The sequence below is a fragment of the Paraburkholderia fungorum genome (assembly GCF_046027215.1).
GTDB classification, from domain to species: Bacteria; Pseudomonadota; Gammaproteobacteria; order Burkholderiales; family Burkholderiaceae; genus Paraburkholderia; species Paraburkholderia fungorum_D.
In genome coordinates this window covers 3,346,062-3,360,911 of record NZ_JAQQEN010000001.1, presented here as the reverse complement: position 1 = coordinate 3,360,911, position 14,850 = coordinate 3,346,062, and the positions used below count along the sequence as shown (strand labels likewise).

Genomic DNA, 14,850 nt, shown 5'->3' with positions numbered 1-14,850 from the left:
GTCGCTGGGATACCCAGTACCAGGCCTGGTCAGTTAGAATTTCGGTATCCCACAAACCCTGTGGCGCGTTGCGACAGAGGGTTCAATGCCCGAGTGCGGGTTCTCATTGCGGGTGATGCATGCCGTTCGCGTGCGTGGCATCACCTCTCTTCATTACGGCAGTAGCTCAGCTGGATAGAGCATCGGCCTTCTAAGCCGAGGGTGGGGGGTTCGAGTCCCTCCTGCCGTACTTCATATTTCAGGCGCGTGCGCCGCGCATCGAAGCGACATCGCTACGACGCGCGCCTTGCCATTCACGCCGCCAGCTGCACGTCGATCGAGTCGACCCGATCCGGGTAGAACGCCAGATGTTGCGCGATCTCCTTCACTGCCGCGTAGGGCGACTCGTACGTCCACACCGCGTTCACCGTCCGCTCGCCGCCAACGGGAATGCTGTAGTACGCGCATTCGCCCTTGTACGGGCAATAGGTCGCGTGATCGGTGCGTTCCAGCAGCGTCATTTCGACGTCGTTACGCGGGATGTAGTACGCGGGCGGATACGATGCTTCGCGCAGCACCAGCGCATGACGGGTGTCGGCGATGACGCGGCCTGCCACGGTCACCACCACACGCGCGTTGCCTCGTTCGACCATGATCGGATGATCGGGACCTGGGACCTTGATGATTCGTTCAGCCATGCTGTCGTGCTCCTGGATAAGTGGGGCGGGGTGTGCAACGCACTGCGGTGGGTTTCGAGCGGCCATCGACGGGAACGATCGCGCCCTCGGTCGAAGCATACGCCGGTAACAAAAACGCGTTGTGTCAGCGCTGCCGTCCGCGCATTAGCCCCGTGCGCCGGCGAGGATGTAGTAGCAGCCGATCAAGAGCAAGGCGAACGATGCCAGTACGCAAGCAATGCCGACGCGTGTCAGCAGGTTAGGCCAACGCGGGCGCGGTAAGCCATCCATGCGCACAATGCGCCGTGCGAGGCCTGGGTCGCGCCGGATGGCGACCGGCATGAGCAGCACACAAAACAGCGCGAGCACGACGGCGAAAATTTCGAGGGCGAGGGAGGTATCCATGAGAGAGCGTTCGAGCGTGACCAGCGTTGTGGGGTAATGTCCGATCTTAGAAAGGCTTTCACCAAGAAGGTATGAGACATTTCCTAAAACACTGGGAAGGCAATGCGCGCATCCGCCCGCCAACATGAACATGACGATGGACAAGACGTCCGCGGACGCCGGCGGCAAGGTGGTCGCGCGACGACCTCAGACGGTCACCTCAAGGGCGACATGCTATGCTTTTGAGGTCCAGATCACGCGCCGCAGTCAGCGTACCCGTGCCCGCCTGCAACACTCTTCGAGGAGAATCCTTTATGTCGATGCGAACCCGTGCCCTGTTTCACCTGACCGTCGGCGGCCTCCTGCTTGGCGGCGCAATCGGCGCGCAAGCGGCCAACCTCGGTTTTCTGAACGACACGCCGATCAGCTACATGAAACAACGCGATGTCGATTCGGTCAAGAAAGCCGTCTTCGCTGCGCTCAATGACAAGCAGGATGGCGAAAGCGTCAACTGGGTCAACGAAGGCACCGGCAATAGCGTCAAGATCGACGCGACCATCACCATCGCCAGCACCGCGAAGGACGGCGAGCGCACCTGCCGTGACGTCGGCGTCGTGCTGAACGCGAAAGGACAATCGATGAATCTGCGCCCGCAGTTCTGCAAGCAGGGCAGTGGCAACTGGCAGTTGCAGAAAAAGCACTAAGCATGCGGGTTGGCATGGCGACGCGCGCCGGTTTCCGCCCGGCGCGGCTCGAAGCCGGGCGTGAGCGCTACGGGGCGAGGCGATGATGAGCGCACGAGTTGTCTCGTGTGGCATCGTCCTGCTCGACCCGCGCGGCCGGGTGCTGCTCGCGCACGCCACCGAGACATCGCACTGGGACATTCCGAAAGGGCACGGGGAAGAAGGCGAAGCGCCGCACGTGACGGCGCTGCGCGAGATGGTCGAGGAGACCGGCATCGCGATCGCTGCGGAGCGTCTGAAAGATCTCGGCCTGTTCGTCTACCGGCGCGACAAGGATCTGCATCTGTTCGCCGCGCGCGCCACGGACGACGAACTGGATCTGACGTCCTGCACCTGTACGTCACTATTTCCACGTCGCTCAGACGGCACGCTGATCCCCGAAATGGACGCCTACAGATGGGCCGCGCCGGATGAAGTCGAACGGTATGCGAGCCGCAGTCTCACGCGGCTCTTCCAGACCACGCTTTCGCTCGCGGAGCTGCATGGGGCGCTCTAGCGGCTGAACGCGTGGCAGCCTGGTGGATGGCACGGCGTGGCATGGCGTGTCAGTCGAGCGCGCGGTCGTTCGGATGCGCGAACAGCGAGCGATTCTGTTCCGACAGCGGGAAATTCAGATTGATGCCATGCGGCGGAATCGGCTGCGTGAACCACAGCTTGTAGAGTCGTTCCGCGTCACCGGAGGTCTGGCCGCGCGCGATCACGCTATTCACAAGCGTGCGGAATGGCTCGTCGCCCTTGCGGAACATGCATGCGTAGACCTCGTAGCCGAGCGGCGTGCCGGTCACAACAAAGTCGTCGGGGCGCGGGTCGGTCGACTTGAAGCCGTACACGATCGGCTCGTCCATCACGAAGGCCACCGCCCGGTCGTCCTTGAGCGCGGTGAAAGCCTCAGGGTGATCGCGCGCACTCGTGATGCGCATGTTCAGGTGCTTGTCGGTATTCAGGCGGCGCAACAGGCGTTCGTCGGAAGTGCCCGCGGTGGTTACGACCGTTTTGCCGGCGAGGTCCGGAAAATCCATGATGCCGCTGCTTTTGCGCGCGATCATGCGCACGGCGTACTGGAAGAAGCTGTTCGAGAAGGCGGCGACATTCTCACGCTCCACGGTATGTGTGGTCGAGCCGCACTCCAGGTCGATCTGGTTGTTCAGCAGCATTGGCGTGCGGTTCGACGAAGTCACGGTGATTTCGTGAACCTTCAGTTGCGGCATGCCGAGCGTCTTCTTGATTTCGTCGACAATCTGCAGCGCGATGGTCTGCGAGTAGCCGACTGTCTGCTTGCCGTCGAAGTAGGAAAAGGGAATCGACGCTTCGCGTACGCCGAGCACGACCACGCCGTCGTCGTGGATCTTCTTCAGCGTGCCGGTCAGCTCGTCGGCATGAGCGGGGCAGGCGAGTAACGCGACGCCCGATGTGACCAGCGCCACAAGCGCGCCACGCACGCCGTGTGCAATGCGCGTGGCATAAAAGGTACCCGCGAGACGCGCGCCCCGTGCACTCGCCCTGTGGCGGGCTGCAACTTTCATCGGACCTCCCGGACTCGCACGCGCATTTTTGCTGCGCTGTCACTATCGATGGAACATGGTGCAACACAACGGCGCGCATCCCACTCACAAGATGCACGCCGCATTTAACCTCAGATGCGCGACAAGCGGTAGCTGCCCCAGCTTACGCCGGCTTGCCCCAACTGTCGCGCAGACTGACGATACGGTTGAAGACGGGCTTGCCCGGTTTTGAATCGACGCGGTCGGCGACAAAATAGCCGTGGCGCTCGAACTGGTAGCGTTGCTCGGGCAGCGCTTCGCGCGCGCCGGGTTCCAGATAGGCCTGGACCACGCGCTTCGAGTCCGGGTTCAGCGCTTCCAGGAAATCGCGCCCGCCGGCGTCCGGCTGCGGATCCTTGAACAGACGGTCGTAGATGCGCACTTCGGCCGGGCACGCGCCTGCGGCGCTGACCCAGTGGATGTTGCCCTTGACCTTGTAGTTGTTCGCGCCTTCGGTGCCCGATTTGCTGTCCGGGAAGTAGTTGCAATGCACCGCGACGACGTTGCCGTTTTCGTCTTTCTCGGCGCCCGTGCATTCGATCACGTAGCCGTAGCGCAGGCGCACCTTGTTGCCCGGGAACAGGCGGAAGTAGCCCTTCGGCGGTGTTTCGGTGAAGTCGTCCCGCTCGATCCACAGTTCACGCGAGATCGGGAATTCGCGCATACCCTGTTCCGGATGGTGCGGGTGGACCGGTGCGCTGCAAGGCTCGGTGACGCCTTCGGGGAAGTTGTCGATGATCAGCCTGACCGGATCGAGCACGGCCGCCGTACGCGGCGCCTTCGCATCCAGATCGTCGCGCAGCGCGCCTTCGAACACGCTCATGTCGATCCACGAATCGACCTTCGTGACGCCGATACGCTCGCAGAACAACTGAATCGCCTCGGGCGTGAAACCGCGCCGGCGCACGCCGACGATGGTCGGCATACGCGGATCGTCCCAGCCCTCGACGTGGCCTTCGGTCACCAGTTGCAACAGCTTGCGCTTGCTGGTGATCGCGTAGGTCAGGTTCAGACGCGAAAACTCGATTTGTTGCGGCAGCGGGCGCGTGAAAATGCCGGCTTCGGCCAGCTCGTTCAGAATCCAGTCGTACAGCGGACGGTGGTCTTCGAATTCGAGCGTGCACAGCGAATGCGTGATGTTTTCCAGCGCGTCCGAGATGCAGTGCGTGTAGTCGTACATCGGGTACACGCACCATGTGTCGCCGGTGCGGTAGTGATGCGCAAAGCGGATCCGGTAGATGACCGGATCGCGCATGTTGAAGTTCGGCGACGCCATGTCGATCTTCGCGCGCAGTACGTGCTCACCTTCCTTGAATTCGCCGGCCTTCATGCGGCGGAACAGGTCGAGGTTTTCCTCGACCGAACGCTCGCGGAAGCGCGATGGCGTGCCGACTTCAGTAGCGGAGCCGCGGTTCGCGCGCATTTCTTCCGCCGACTGGCTGTCCACATATGCCTTGCCGCGTTCGATCAGCAGCTCCGCGAATTCGTAGAGCTTGTCGTAGTAGTCGCTCGCGAAGTAAAGCTGCTCCTTGCCGTCTTTTTCCCATTCGAACCCGAGCCAGCGGACGGAGTCGATGATCGAATCGACGTATTCGACGCTTTCCTTTTCCGGATTGGTGTCGTCGAAACGCAGGTGGCACACGCCACCGTAGTTGCGCGCCACGCCAAAATTCAGGCAGATGCTCTTGGCGTGACCGATATGCAGATAGCCGTTCGGTTCGGGCGGAAAGCGCGTTTCGACGCGCTGACCCCACTTGCCGCTGCGGTTGTCGTCGTCAATGATGTTGCGAATGAAATTGGATGCCGCTGGCGCGTCGTTGCGTTCGGTATTCATGCGAGAAGGTGAAAGTCTGTCGAGGGCGCGCAATGCGCTCACTTATCTATCAATTCTACCTGACGAGCCCCTTCACGGCAGGCGAGTGCGGCGTGCAGCCAACGTTTGAGCGGTTTTGACGGAAAATCAGGGGCGCGAGCGGTGCTGTAACAGGAGGTAAAACGGTTTGTTGAGGCGCCCGCGAGGGACTTAGGATGCGGGCGGCGCGGGGCGATCCGTGAGGTGTTCGTGCCCTGATGCTTCCCCTGCGCGGTGTTACCTCCGCGCTGCGCCTCTATTGCGCCTGACGTGCGCAAGCCGCGTAGCCACGTGCTTTTCGCCCCCTTGCTCAACCCTTTCGGGGTGGTGCGGCCTGCGTCCCGACCGCGCGGTCCATGCGGGCGAGGCGGCCCGCCAGAAAGGCTGCGCCACCCCCGGCCGCCTTGCACAGACGCTCGCCGTTCGTGCAACATGGCAGCCTTAGTCCCCGGAGTTTCTCGGATGTCCGTCCCGACGCATGACGCGCCTCGTGCGCCTTTCGCCTCTTTTTCCCTGGCCCGGATCCTGACGGCCGCGGCCATATTCGCCGCGTTCACAGGCAGTTTCGTCGCGCCCGCGCCGGCGCTGGCGAAAACGGCTGCGCCCAAGGCGGTGCTCGATGCATCGGCGGTGGCCGTGCCGGATCGCTACAGCGCCGACACCGCGCAGCAGATTTTTGCCGCTGGCGGCAACGCGGTGGACGCCGCGGTGGCAATCGCCTTTACGCTCGCCGTGACCTATCCGGACGCGGGGAACATTGGCGGGGGCGGTTTCATGACGGTGTTCATGGACGGCAAACCGTACTTTCTCGACTATCGCGAACGCGCGCCGCAACAGGCGACCCGCGACATGTACCTCGACGACAAAGGCAACGTCATACCGGGCATGAGCCTCGTCGGCCACCGTGCCGTGGGGGTGCCGGGCACCGTCGAGGGAATGTGGGAAGCGCAGCAGCGCTTCGGCAAACTGAAGTGGAAACAGGTGCTGGCGCCCGCGATCCGCTACGCCACCGACGGCTTCCAGGTTGAGCCGTGGCTGCAGCAGCGCCACGACTTCGCGGCGAAGAACTTCGCCGGCAAGACCAATTTCGACGCGTACTTCTCGAGCCTGAAAGCGGGCACCAACTTCCGTCAGCCCGAACTCGCGCAAACCCTGTCGCGCATTGCCAGCGACGGCGGGCGTGAGTTCTACGAAGGCCGCACGGCCGATCTGATCGCCCAGCAAATGTACGGCCACGGTCTCGTGACCAAACAGGATCTGATTCAGTACAAGGCCGTCTGGCGTCAGCCGGTCACCGCCGACTGGAACGGCTACAGGATCGTTTCCGCGCCGCCGCCGAGCTCGGGCGGAGTCGGGCTGATCCAGATGCTGAAGATGAAGGCAGATCTGAAGCCCGCTTTTGACGGTCTCGAGTTGAATTCCGTGCCGTACATTCATTTGATTGCGCAGATCGAAGACCGTGTGTTCGCCGATCGGCAGCAGTACATGGGCGATCCGGATTCGTACAAGGTGCCGGTCGACAAACTGATCGACGACGCCTATCTCGCGCAACGCGCCGACGAGGTCAAGCCCGATGAAGTGCCGGGCGCGACGCCAGTCAAGCCGGGCCTCGGGGACGCGATGCCGGAAAAAGCGCAAACCACGCATTTCTCGGTGGTCGACAAATGGGGCAACGCTGTGTCGAACACCTATACGCTGAACGGGCCGTTCGGCTCAGGTGTCGTGGTGGACGGTGGCGGCTTTGTGCTGAACGACGAGATGGACGACTTCGTCACCAAGCCGGCTGCCACGAATCAGTTTGGCGTGACCGGCAATGAGGTCAACACGGTGGCACCGGGCCGCCGGCCGCTGTCGTCGATGGCGCCGACCATTCTGTTGAAGGACAACAAGGTTTCGCTCGTGATCGGCACGCCGGGCGGCTCGCGTATTTTCACGTCGATCTTCCAGGTGATGACGAACCTGTACGACTTCAATATGGCGCCTGCCGACGCACTGGCCGCCATGCGCTTTCACCACCAGTTACTGCCGCAGAAGACGATTTTCTTTGAGCCTTACCATCCGCTCACCGGCGAGCTGGCCGAGCAGTTGACGGCCAAGGGCTATACGCTCGAAGGACAGCCGTTCAACGGCGATGTGCAAATGATCCGGGTAGAAGGCACGACGCCCGAGCCGGCCGCCGATCCGCGCGGCGTGGGCGTGGGCCGCGTGATTCACTGAGCAGCCCCGGCTGCTTGAAAAAACGACAACGACGGGGAAGGCGATGAGCGGACAACAACCCAGGGTGCTCGTGCTGCCGGGCTACCAGAATTCCGATGCGGGTCATTGGCAAACGCGCTGGGAGGCGCTCGATGCCGGCTTCGAGCGCGTGCAGATGCCGGACTGGGACCACCCGGCGCGCGACGCGTGGTGCCGCACACTCGACGCCGCAGTGAGCGCGGCCGACGCGCCCGTGCTGTTCGCCGCGCATAGTCTCGGCTGCCTGACCACGGCCTTCTGGGCGTCGCAGTATGCGAGCGCCGCCCAGCTCGCGAAGGTAGCGGGCGCGTTGCTGGTGGCCGTACCCGACCCGTCCGGGGCGAATTTTCCGCAGGATGCCAGCGGTTTTGCGCCGGTGCCGCTCTCGCGCCTGCCGTTCCCGAGCATGGTCGTGGCGAGCAGCGACGATCCGTACGGCGCCGTGCCGTTCTCACAGGCTTGCGCTTCGGCGTGGGGTAGCCGCTGGGCCGACATTGGCCCGCGCGGCCACATCAATGCCGATAGCGGACTTGGCGACTGGAACGACGGGCGGAGCTGGCTGGCTTCGCTCTGCAAGCCTGCGGCTTGACGCTTTCTCGAGCGGCGGATCGATGTAGTTTGATGCCGCGACTGCCGCTGAGCCCGGCGCGCTGAACCCTCTACGCACAGCGCAACGAGCGGAATTACCGTCGCTGCCGCGATTCGTTGCGGCGCACCAGGCGTGCCGCCCAGTCGCGCCGCCACATTCGATTCAGAGTCGGGTTCAGATCACCGCTTGCTGTCGCAGCGTTGCAATTCGGGCTTCGTCATAGCCGAGCACCTCGCGCAGGATGCTCTCGGTGTGCTCGCCGAGCGTGGGCGGATGCGCAAGCGCTTCAGGCGGCGTGCCGCTCATGTTGATCGGATTGCGCACCAGCTTGACCGTTCCGCCGGACGGATGCGGCAAGTCAACCTGCAGCCCGCGCGCCACCACCTGCTCGTTTTCGAACACTTCGCCCAGATCGTTGATCGGCCCGCACGGCACGCCGGCGGCCTCGAGCGCGCCGATCCATTGCTGTTTGCCCTGCAGGCGGACCATGTCGGCCAGGATCGGCACGAGGATGTCGCGGTTGCGCACGCGTGCCGGATTGGTGGCGAAGCGTTCGTCGTCAGCCAGTTCCGGCCGGTTGCCGGCTTCGACGAATTTGCGGAACTGGCCGTCGTTGCCAACCGCGACGATGATCCAGCCATCACTGGTCTGAAGGGTCTGGTAGGGCACGATGTTCGGATGCGCGTTGCCCCAGCGCGCTGGCGGCTGGCCGCTCGCGAGGTAATTCGAATTCATGTTGGCCAGCATCGCCACCTGCACGTCGAGCAAGGCCATGTCGATGTACTGGCCTTCACCCGTACGGTCGCGATGCGTGAGCGCCGTGAGGACGGCGACGGTGGAATACATGCCGGTCATCAGGTCGGCGATCGCCACGCCGGCTTTTTGCGGACCGCCGCCCGGCTGGCCGTCGCGTTCGCCCGTAATGCTCATGAAGCCGCCGATGCCTTGGACGATGAAGTCGTAGCCGGCGCGTTGCGCGTACGGGCCGGTTTGTCCGAAGCCGGTTACCGAGCAGTAGATCAGATCGGGCTTCAGCTCTTTCAGCGAGGCGTAATCCAGGCCGTACTTCTTCAGTTGGCCGACCTTGTAGTTCTCCAGCACCACGTCGCTTTGCGCGGCCAGTTCACGAATGATCCGCTGGCCCTCGGGCGAGGCAATGTCGACGGTGACCGAGCGCTTGTTGCGGTTCGCGGCCAGGTAGTAGGCAGCCTCGCGCGTGTCCGTGCCCTCGGGCGTTTTCAGGTACGGGGGCCCCCAGTGACGGGTGTCGTCGCCGACTTCGGGGCGTTCGATCTTGATGACGTCCGCGCCGAAATCGGCGAGCGTTTGCGCGCACCACGGCCCGGCGAGCACGCGCGTGAGATCCAGCACGCGGATATGACTGAGAGCGCCCATATTGTTCGATGTCTCCTAGGTAGCCACAGAGGCGCGCACGGCGCCGTCGATGGGGGCAATCTTAAGCGATTCCCGTGTGCGGGCGCAGTCGGCCGAACGATATAGGACGACCCGCAGGACGGACGACCCGCCTCGCCGTGTTGCGTGCTGCCCGGCCAATCCTGGCCGAACGGCTAACGGTGCGGGGCGCGTCGCCGCGCGCGGGCGCCGATCCCGTATAATCAGTCGTTTAAGAAACAAACAGTTGGCGCATCCCCATGATGCCGCCGGTAACAGTCAGGACCGTCCCCGCCCGCTATGAAAGCCGCCGAAATCCGCGAGAAATTCCTCAAGTTCTTCGAATCGAAGGGCCATACGATCGTTCGCTCGTCGAGCCTTGTGCCCGGCAACGACCCGACACTGCTCTTCACCAATTCGGGAATGGTGCAGTTCAAAGATGTGTTCCTCGGCGCGGAATCGCGTCCGTATTCGCGCGCCACGACCGCGCAGCGCAGTGTGCGCGCTGGCGGCAAGCACAACGATCTGGAAAACGTCGGCTACACCGCGCGCCACCACACGTTCTTCGAAATGCTGGGCAATTTCTCGTTCGGCGACTACTTCAAGCGTGACGCGATCCACTACGCGTGGGAGTTGCTCACCGGCGTGTACCAGTTGCCGAAAGACAAGCTGTGGGTCACGGTCTACCACGAAGACGACGAAGCGCACGACATCTGGGCGAAAGAAGTGGGCGTACCGGTCGAGCGCATCATCCGCATCGGCGACAACAAGGGTGCGCGCTACGCGTCGGACAATTTCTGGCAAATGGCCGACGTCGGTCCGTGCGGCCCGTGCTCGGAAATCTTTTACGACCACGGCCCGGACGTGTGGGGTGGCCCGCCGGGATCGCCGGAAGAAGACGGCGACCGCTATATCGAGATCTGGAACCTCGTGTTCATGCAGTTCAGCCGGGACGCGCAAGGCAATATGACGCCGCTGCCCAAGCAGTGCGTCGACACGGGTATGGGTCTTGAGCGCATTGCGGCGGTTCTGCAGCACGTGCACAGCAACTATGAAATCGACCTTTTCCAGGCGCTCATCAAGGCCGCTGCCCGCGAAACCGGCGTGGCCGATCTGGCGAACAACTCGTTGAAGGTGATCGCCGATCACATCCGCGCGTGCTCGTTCCTGATTGTGGACGGCGTGATTCCGGGCAACGAGGGCCGCGGCTACGTGCTGCGCCGGATCGTGCGCCGCGCGATCCGCCACGGCTACAAACTGGGCAAGAAGGGTTCGTTCTTCCATCGCATGGTGCCGGACCTCGTCGCGCAAATGGGTGAGGCGTATCCGGAACTGAAAGACGCCGAACAACGCGTGACCGACGTGCTGCGTCAGGAAGAGGAGCGCTTCTTCGAAACCATCGAGCACGGCATGTCGATTCTCGAAGGCGCGCTGGCCGAACTGGACGCGAAGGGCGGCAAAACGCTCGACGGCGAACTGGCATTCAAGCTGCACGACACCTATGGCTTCCCGCTCGATCTCACGGCAGACGTGTGCCGCGAGCGCGAAGTGACCGTCGACGAAGCCGCCTTCGACGAAGCGATGGCGCGTCAGCGCGAACAGGCTCGCGCGGCGGGCAAGTTCAAGATGGCGCAGGGTCTCGAATACTCGGGCGCGAAGACCACTTTCCACGGCTACGAAGAAGTGATGTTCGACGACGCGAAGGTCATCGCGTTGTACGTGGACGGCGCATCGGTCAAGGAAGTGGCAAACGGTCAGCAAGCGGTGGTCGTGCTCGATCACACGCCGTTCTATGCGGAGTCGGGTGGCCAGGTAGGCGACCAGGGCGTGCTCGCGAACGCGAGCGTGCGCTTTGCGGTGAGCGACACGTTGAAGGTGCAGGCTGACGTGGTCGGCCATCACGGCACGCTGGAGCAAGGCACGCTGAAAGTTGGCGACGTCGTCAAGGCGGAAATCGACGCGGTGCGTCGCGCGCGCACGGAACGCAATCACTCGGCAACCCACCTGATGCACAAAGCGTTACGCGAGGTACTTGGCTCGCATGTGCAACAGAAAGGCTCGCTGGTCGACGCGGACAAGACCCGTTTCGATTTTGCGCACAACGCGCCGATGACCGACGAGCAGATCCGTCAGGTCGAAGCGATCGTCAACGCTGAGGTCCTCGCGAATTCGCCGGGTGTGGTGCAGTTGATGCCGTTCGACGAAGCGGTGAAGGGCGGCGCGATGGCGCTGTTCGGCGAAAAGTACGGCGACGAAGTGCGGGTGCTGGACCTTGGGTTTTCGCGCGAGTTGTGCGGCGGCACGCACGTGCAGCGCACGGGCGACATTGGCTTCTTCAAGATCGTGATGGAAGGCGGCGTGGCTGCGGGCATTCGTCGCGTGGAGGCCATTACGGGCGATAACGCCGTGCGTTTCGTGCAGGATCTGGATGCGCGGATCAATGCGGCTGCGGCTGCGTTGAAGGCGCAGCCGTCGGAACTGACGCAGCGGATCGTGCAGGTGCAGGAGCAGGTGAAGTCGCTGGAGAAGGAACTAGGCGCGTTGAAGTCGAGGCTTGCTTCGAGTCAGGGCGATGAACTGGCCGGTCAGGCGATCGAAGTGGCCGGCGTGCATGTGCTGGCAGCCACGCTGGAAGGCGCGGACGTGAAGACGTTACGTGAGACGGTCGACAAGCTGAAGGACAAACTCAAGAGCGCGGCGATCGTGCTGGCCTCGGTTGAGGGTGGCAAGGTGAGTCTGATTGCCGGTGTGACTGCTGATGCCAGCAAGAAGGTGAAGGCTGGTGAGCTGGTTAATTTTGTTGCGCAGCAGGTCGGGGGTAAGGGCGGCGGGCGGCCGGATATGGCGCAGGCTGGCGGGACTGAACCGGGGAATTTGCCTGCGGCGCTTGCAGGAGTTCGGCAATGGGTTGAGGGCCAACTTTAAGTTGGCGGTTTGGTTATTATTTTTGCCTACGGCGTTGGCTTATTAGCGTTTCCGCTGCTGTTTGCCTACGGCGTTTGGTGTTTTCTGTTCTTATTGGTTTATTAGCGTTCCCCCTGTGCGGGGGGGAACGCTAATAAACCAAAAGCAAAAGAAACAACCACCGCCGTAGGCATACAGCAAAAAAATGCCGCCGCCCAAGGCAAACAAAAAAACCTCAACTCACTAGCACTTCCTTCAACGCATTCAAAGCAGAAGAAAAATGCCCCCTTCTCCAGACGAGAAGCGTCTCAATCACCCCAATATCCGGCAACGGATGAACCGCAATATTGCTGGTAACGGATTGCAAATCCAGCACCGACCGTGGCGCCACAGCCACCCCAGCCCCTGCGGCGACGCAAGCCACAATCGCGTGATAAGAGCCAAGCTCCAACACCCGAGCCGGCCGCACCCCGTGCTCCGCATACCATTTCTCGATGTAAGAACGATAAGCACACCCACGCTCGAACGCGATCAGCGTGGATAACGCAATATCCCGTACTCCGTGAATCGGTCGATGTCCCCGTGGCGTCAACATCACCAGTTCTTCGCGGAATACCGCCACCGTCTCGAACAATTCGCCAAGCGCAGCAGTATCCAGCGGCCTCGCCACCAACGCGGCGTCGACCTCGAATTCGCGCACCCGCTCGATCAGCTTGCCAGTGGTCCCGATCTCGAGTTCGAGCGCGACGGTCGGCCATGTCTGGTGATAATGCGCAAGCAATCCGGGCAGGCGGGTCGCCGCAATGCTCTCCATCGTACCCAGACGCAAACGTCCGCTCGGACGATCCTCCCGCACGGCATGACGTGCCTCATCGGCGAGTGCGAGCAGACGCTCGGCATAGGGCAGCAGGGTCTCGCCCGCAGGCGTCAGCACAAGACGCCGCCCGTCGCGGATGAACAACTCAGCGCCCAGTTGTTCTTCAAGCTGCTTGATACGCGTCGTAACGTTCGATTGCACGCGATTGAGCTTCGCCGCGGCCCGCGTCACGCCGTTTTCCCGCACGACCGCACGGAAAATAGTCAGGGCGGACAGATCCATGGTTCTCTCGCAGAGATGGATGATATCGAAATTATTCATGTTTCATGATTGAAAGGTCAAGCTAATATGGATTCACTGCGTCGGCGCCCGCTGGCGCATCCGAATTCCATCCGCCATGAACGATCTCACCTCGAACGCGCTCGGTACGCCCGTTGAGCGCCATGCCGCCCGCCGCGCGGCGCTTGCCTGCATGGTCACGCTGGCTGTGGCGCTCGGCATCGGGCGCTTCGCCTTCACGCCGCTATTGCCCTTGATGCTCTACGGCGGCGCGTCCGGCCAGCCCTCGCTCGATATCCAGCACGGCGGCTGGCTCGCGTCGTTCAATTACGCCGGCTATTTCGTCGGCGCCGTCACGTGTGCGGCCTTGAGAGTCGACGCCGCGCGCATGGTCCGCATGGGCCTGGTCGTTACGGTCCTGATGATGCTGGCAATGGGCGTCGCCAGCCAGTTCTGGATGTGGGCCGTGGCGCGTTTCGTCGCTGGCGCGATCAGCGCCTGGACCTTCGTTTTCGCGTCGCAGTGGGGCTTGCGGCGGTTGACCGAACTCGGTGCCCACGGTTGGGGCGGAGTGATCTATACCGGCCCGGGTGTCGGCATCGTTGGGACGGGGCTGTTGGTCAGCGTCGCCGGCGGTTATGGCGCGACGGTGGGGTGGATCGGCTTCGGGCTCATCGCGGCGGTGCTGTCGGCCATGGTGTGGCCCGCATTCGGCGCGGTATCCGTATCCACGGCGCGCAGCGCTCAGCCGCGTGCGGGCAGCGCGCCTCCCTCTGCCCACGCGGGAGGCAATGCCGCCCATCGCGCCGACGCCTTCTGGCTGGTGCTGCTTTACGGTATACCCGGCTTTGGTTACATCATCACAGCGACATTCCTGCCAGTGATCGCGCGCCATGCGCTGCCGGACTCGTCCTGGCCCGATCTGTTCTGGCCGATGTTCGGCGCCGCGTTGATCGTCGGCGCGCTGCTGGCTGCGCGGCTGCCGGCCCATTGGGACAACCGCACGCTGCTTGCCGGATGCTATGTGATCCAGACTGTCGGCATCGCGCTCGGCATCATCTGGCCGACGGCAGGCGGTTTCTCGCTCGGCAGCATTCTGATCGGTCTGCCGTTCACGGCCATCACGCTGTTTGCGATGCGCGAAGCACGGCGGCTGCGCGGTGACAATGCCGCCGGTCTGATGGGTTACGCGACCGCGGCGTACGGCGTCGGTCAGATCGTAGGCCCGCTGGTGGCCGCGCCGATTGCGGCACACACGGGCTCGTTTTCGCCTGCGCTGTGGCTGGCCGCGGGCGCGCTACTGGCAGGCGCAGTCGGGCTGTTGATCGTGGCACGGATGCCGCGCGGACGGGGTCGCATGCCTGATTGCGGCTGCAACTAACGGCCGCGTTTCGGTGAAAACACGCGTATGTCGATTCGCCGCCCCGCAAATCGAGGCAATCGAAAACAAAATAACCG

12 protein-coding genes and 1 tRNA gene are annotated in these 14,850 nt (G+C 63.0%); 7 read left to right on the top strand and 6 right to left on the bottom strand.

Going from position 1 to position 14,850, the window contains the following annotated elements:
- Nucleotides 1-155: 155 nt before the first annotated feature.
- Nucleotides 156-229, top strand: a tRNA-Arg gene (locus PQR27_RS14880).
- A gap of 64 nt (nucleotides 230-293) precedes the next feature.
- On the opposite strand, the gene PQR27_RS14875 is transcribed toward PQR27_RS14880, so the two are convergent.
- Both PQR27_RS14875 and PQR27_RS14870 read right to left on the bottom strand, forming a co-directional pair.
- Nucleotides 294-677: a DUF427 domain-containing protein gene (locus PQR27_RS14875; protein ID WP_408524371.1), complete on the bottom strand. Its 384-nt coding sequence runs from the start codon at nucleotides 675-677 to the stop codon at nucleotides 294-296.
- A 144-nt stretch (nucleotides 678-821) separates the two neighbouring features.
- Complete coding sequence (locus tag PQR27_RS14870; RefSeq protein ID WP_408524370.1) at nucleotides 822-1,061, bottom strand: hypothetical protein; 240 nt, start codon at nucleotides 1,059-1,061, stop codon at nucleotides 822-824.
- A gap of 293 nt (nucleotides 1,062-1,354) precedes the next feature.
- On the opposite strand from PQR27_RS14870, the gene PQR27_RS14865 reads away from it, so the two are divergent.
- Both PQR27_RS14865 and PQR27_RS14860 read left to right on the top strand, forming a co-directional pair.
- Nucleotides 1,355-1,744: an RT0821/Lpp0805 family surface protein gene (locus PQR27_RS14865; RefSeq protein WP_408524369.1), complete on the top strand. Its 390-nt coding sequence runs from the start codon at nucleotides 1,355-1,357 to the stop codon at nucleotides 1,742-1,744.
- A gap of 85 nt (nucleotides 1,745-1,829) precedes the next feature.
- The gene (locus PQR27_RS14860) at nucleotides 1,830-2,279 is read left to right on the top strand and encodes an NUDIX domain-containing protein (protein ID WP_408525496.1); all 450 of its coding nucleotides are present in this window, start codon (nucleotides 1,830-1,832) and stop codon (nucleotides 2,277-2,279) included.
- Between the two features lie 49 nt (nucleotides 2,280-2,328).
- Here PQR27_RS14860 and PQR27_RS14855 read toward each other — a convergent pair whose 3' ends face one another.
- Both PQR27_RS14855 and PQR27_RS14850 read right to left on the bottom strand, forming a co-directional pair.
- Nucleotides 2,329-3,306 carry a transporter substrate-binding domain-containing protein gene (locus PQR27_RS14855; protein ID WP_408524368.1) on the bottom strand — a complete coding sequence of 326 codons (978 nt, stop codon included), beginning with the start codon at nucleotides 3,304-3,306 and terminating at the stop codon, nucleotides 2,329-2,331.
- Nucleotides 3,307-3,448: 142 nt separating this feature from the next.
- Nucleotides 3,449-5,158 (bottom strand): glutamine--tRNA ligase/YqeY domain fusion protein, encoded by a 1,710-nt coding sequence (locus PQR27_RS14850; protein WP_408524367.1) that lies wholly within the window; start codon nucleotides 5,156-5,158, stop codon nucleotides 3,449-3,451.
- A gap of 480 nt (nucleotides 5,159-5,638) precedes the next feature.
- Between PQR27_RS14850 and ggt the strand changes: the two genes are divergently transcribed.
- Complete coding sequence (gene ggt, locus PQR27_RS14845) at nucleotides 5,639-7,393, top strand: gamma-glutamyltransferase (RefSeq protein WP_408524365.1); 1,755 nt, start codon at nucleotides 5,639-5,641, stop codon at nucleotides 7,391-7,393.
- Nucleotides 7,394-7,436: 43 nt separating this feature from the next.
- Nucleotides 7,437-8,000: an RBBP9/YdeN family alpha/beta hydrolase gene (locus PQR27_RS14840; protein ID WP_408524364.1), complete on the top strand. Its 564-nt coding sequence runs from the start codon at nucleotides 7,437-7,439 to the stop codon at nucleotides 7,998-8,000.
- 174 nt (nucleotides 8,001-8,174) lie between these two features.
- Here PQR27_RS14840 and PQR27_RS14835 read toward each other — a convergent pair whose 3' ends face one another.
- Entirely contained in the window at nucleotides 8,175-9,395 is a 1,221-nt protein-coding gene (locus tag PQR27_RS14835; protein WP_408524363.1) for a CaiB/BaiF CoA transferase family protein, read from the bottom strand.
- A gap of 297 nt (nucleotides 9,396-9,692) precedes the next feature.
- Here PQR27_RS14835 and alaS point away from each other — a divergent pair, with 297 nt between their 5' ends.
- Nucleotides 9,693-12,317 carry an alanine--tRNA ligase gene (gene alaS, locus PQR27_RS14830; RefSeq protein WP_408524362.1) on the top strand — a complete coding sequence of 875 codons (2,625 nt, stop codon included), beginning with the start codon at nucleotides 9,693-9,695 and terminating at the stop codon, nucleotides 12,315-12,317.
- Nucleotides 12,318-12,531: 214 nt separating this feature from the next.
- Here the strand turns inward: alaS and PQR27_RS14825 are convergent, their stop codons facing one another.
- A complete protein-coding gene (locus tag PQR27_RS14825) occupies nucleotides 12,532-13,395 on the bottom strand; it encodes a LysR family transcriptional regulator (protein ID WP_408524361.1) in 864 nt (287 codons plus the stop codon).
- A 115-nt stretch (nucleotides 13,396-13,510) separates the two neighbouring features.
- Between PQR27_RS14825 and PQR27_RS14820 the strand changes: the two genes are divergently transcribed.
- The gene (locus PQR27_RS14820) at nucleotides 13,511-14,773 is read left to right on the top strand and encodes a YbfB/YjiJ family MFS transporter (RefSeq protein WP_408524360.1); all 1,263 of its coding nucleotides are present in this window, start codon (nucleotides 13,511-13,513) and stop codon (nucleotides 14,771-14,773) included.
- Nucleotides 14,774-14,850: the final 77 nt, after the last annotated feature.

What these genes read in the sequence shown, in the direction of transcription:
- PQR27_RS14835 (WP_408524363.1), bottom strand. Translation starts at nt 9,395, where the DNA reads ATGGGCGCTCTCAGTCATATCCGCGTGCTGGATCTCACGCGCGTGCTC.
- PQR27_RS14860 (WP_408525496.1), top strand. Translation starts at nt 1,830, where the DNA reads ATGAGCGCACGAGTTGTCTCGTGTGGCATCGTCCTGCTCGACCCGCGC.
- PQR27_RS14865 (WP_408524369.1), top strand. Translation starts at nt 1,355, where the DNA reads ATGTCGATGCGAACCCGTGCCCTGTTTCACCTGACCGTCGGCGGCCTC.
- PQR27_RS14870 (WP_408524370.1), bottom strand. Translation starts at nt 1,061, where the DNA reads ATGGATACCTCCCTCGCCCTCGAAATTTTCGCCGTCGTGCTCGCGCTG.
- PQR27_RS14855 (WP_408524368.1), bottom strand. Translation starts at nt 3,306, where the DNA reads ATGAAAGTTGCAGCCCGCCACAGGGCGAGTGCACGGGGCGCGCGTCTC.
- PQR27_RS14825 (WP_408524361.1), bottom strand. Translation starts at nt 13,395, where the DNA reads ATGGATCTGTCCGCCCTGACTATTTTCCGTGCGGTCGTGCGGGAAAAC.
- PQR27_RS14850 (WP_408524367.1), bottom strand. Translation starts at nt 5,158, where the DNA reads ATGAATACCGAACGCAACGACGCGCCAGCGGCATCCAATTTCATTCGC.
- PQR27_RS14875 (WP_408524371.1), bottom strand. Translation starts at nt 677, where the DNA reads ATGGCTGAACGAATCATCAAGGTCCCAGGTCCCGATCATCCGATCATG.
- ggt (WP_408524365.1), top strand. Translation starts at nt 5,639, where the DNA reads ATGTCCGTCCCGACGCATGACGCGCCTCGTGCGCCTTTCGCCTCTTTT.
- PQR27_RS14820 (WP_408524360.1), top strand. Translation starts at nt 13,511, where the DNA reads ATGAACGATCTCACCTCGAACGCGCTCGGTACGCCCGTTGAGCGCCAT.
- alaS (WP_408524362.1), top strand. Translation starts at nt 9,693, where the DNA reads ATGAAAGCCGCCGAAATCCGCGAGAAATTCCTCAAGTTCTTCGAATCG.
- PQR27_RS14840 (WP_408524364.1), top strand. Translation starts at nt 7,437, where the DNA reads ATGAGCGGACAACAACCCAGGGTGCTCGTGCTGCCGGGCTACCAGAAT.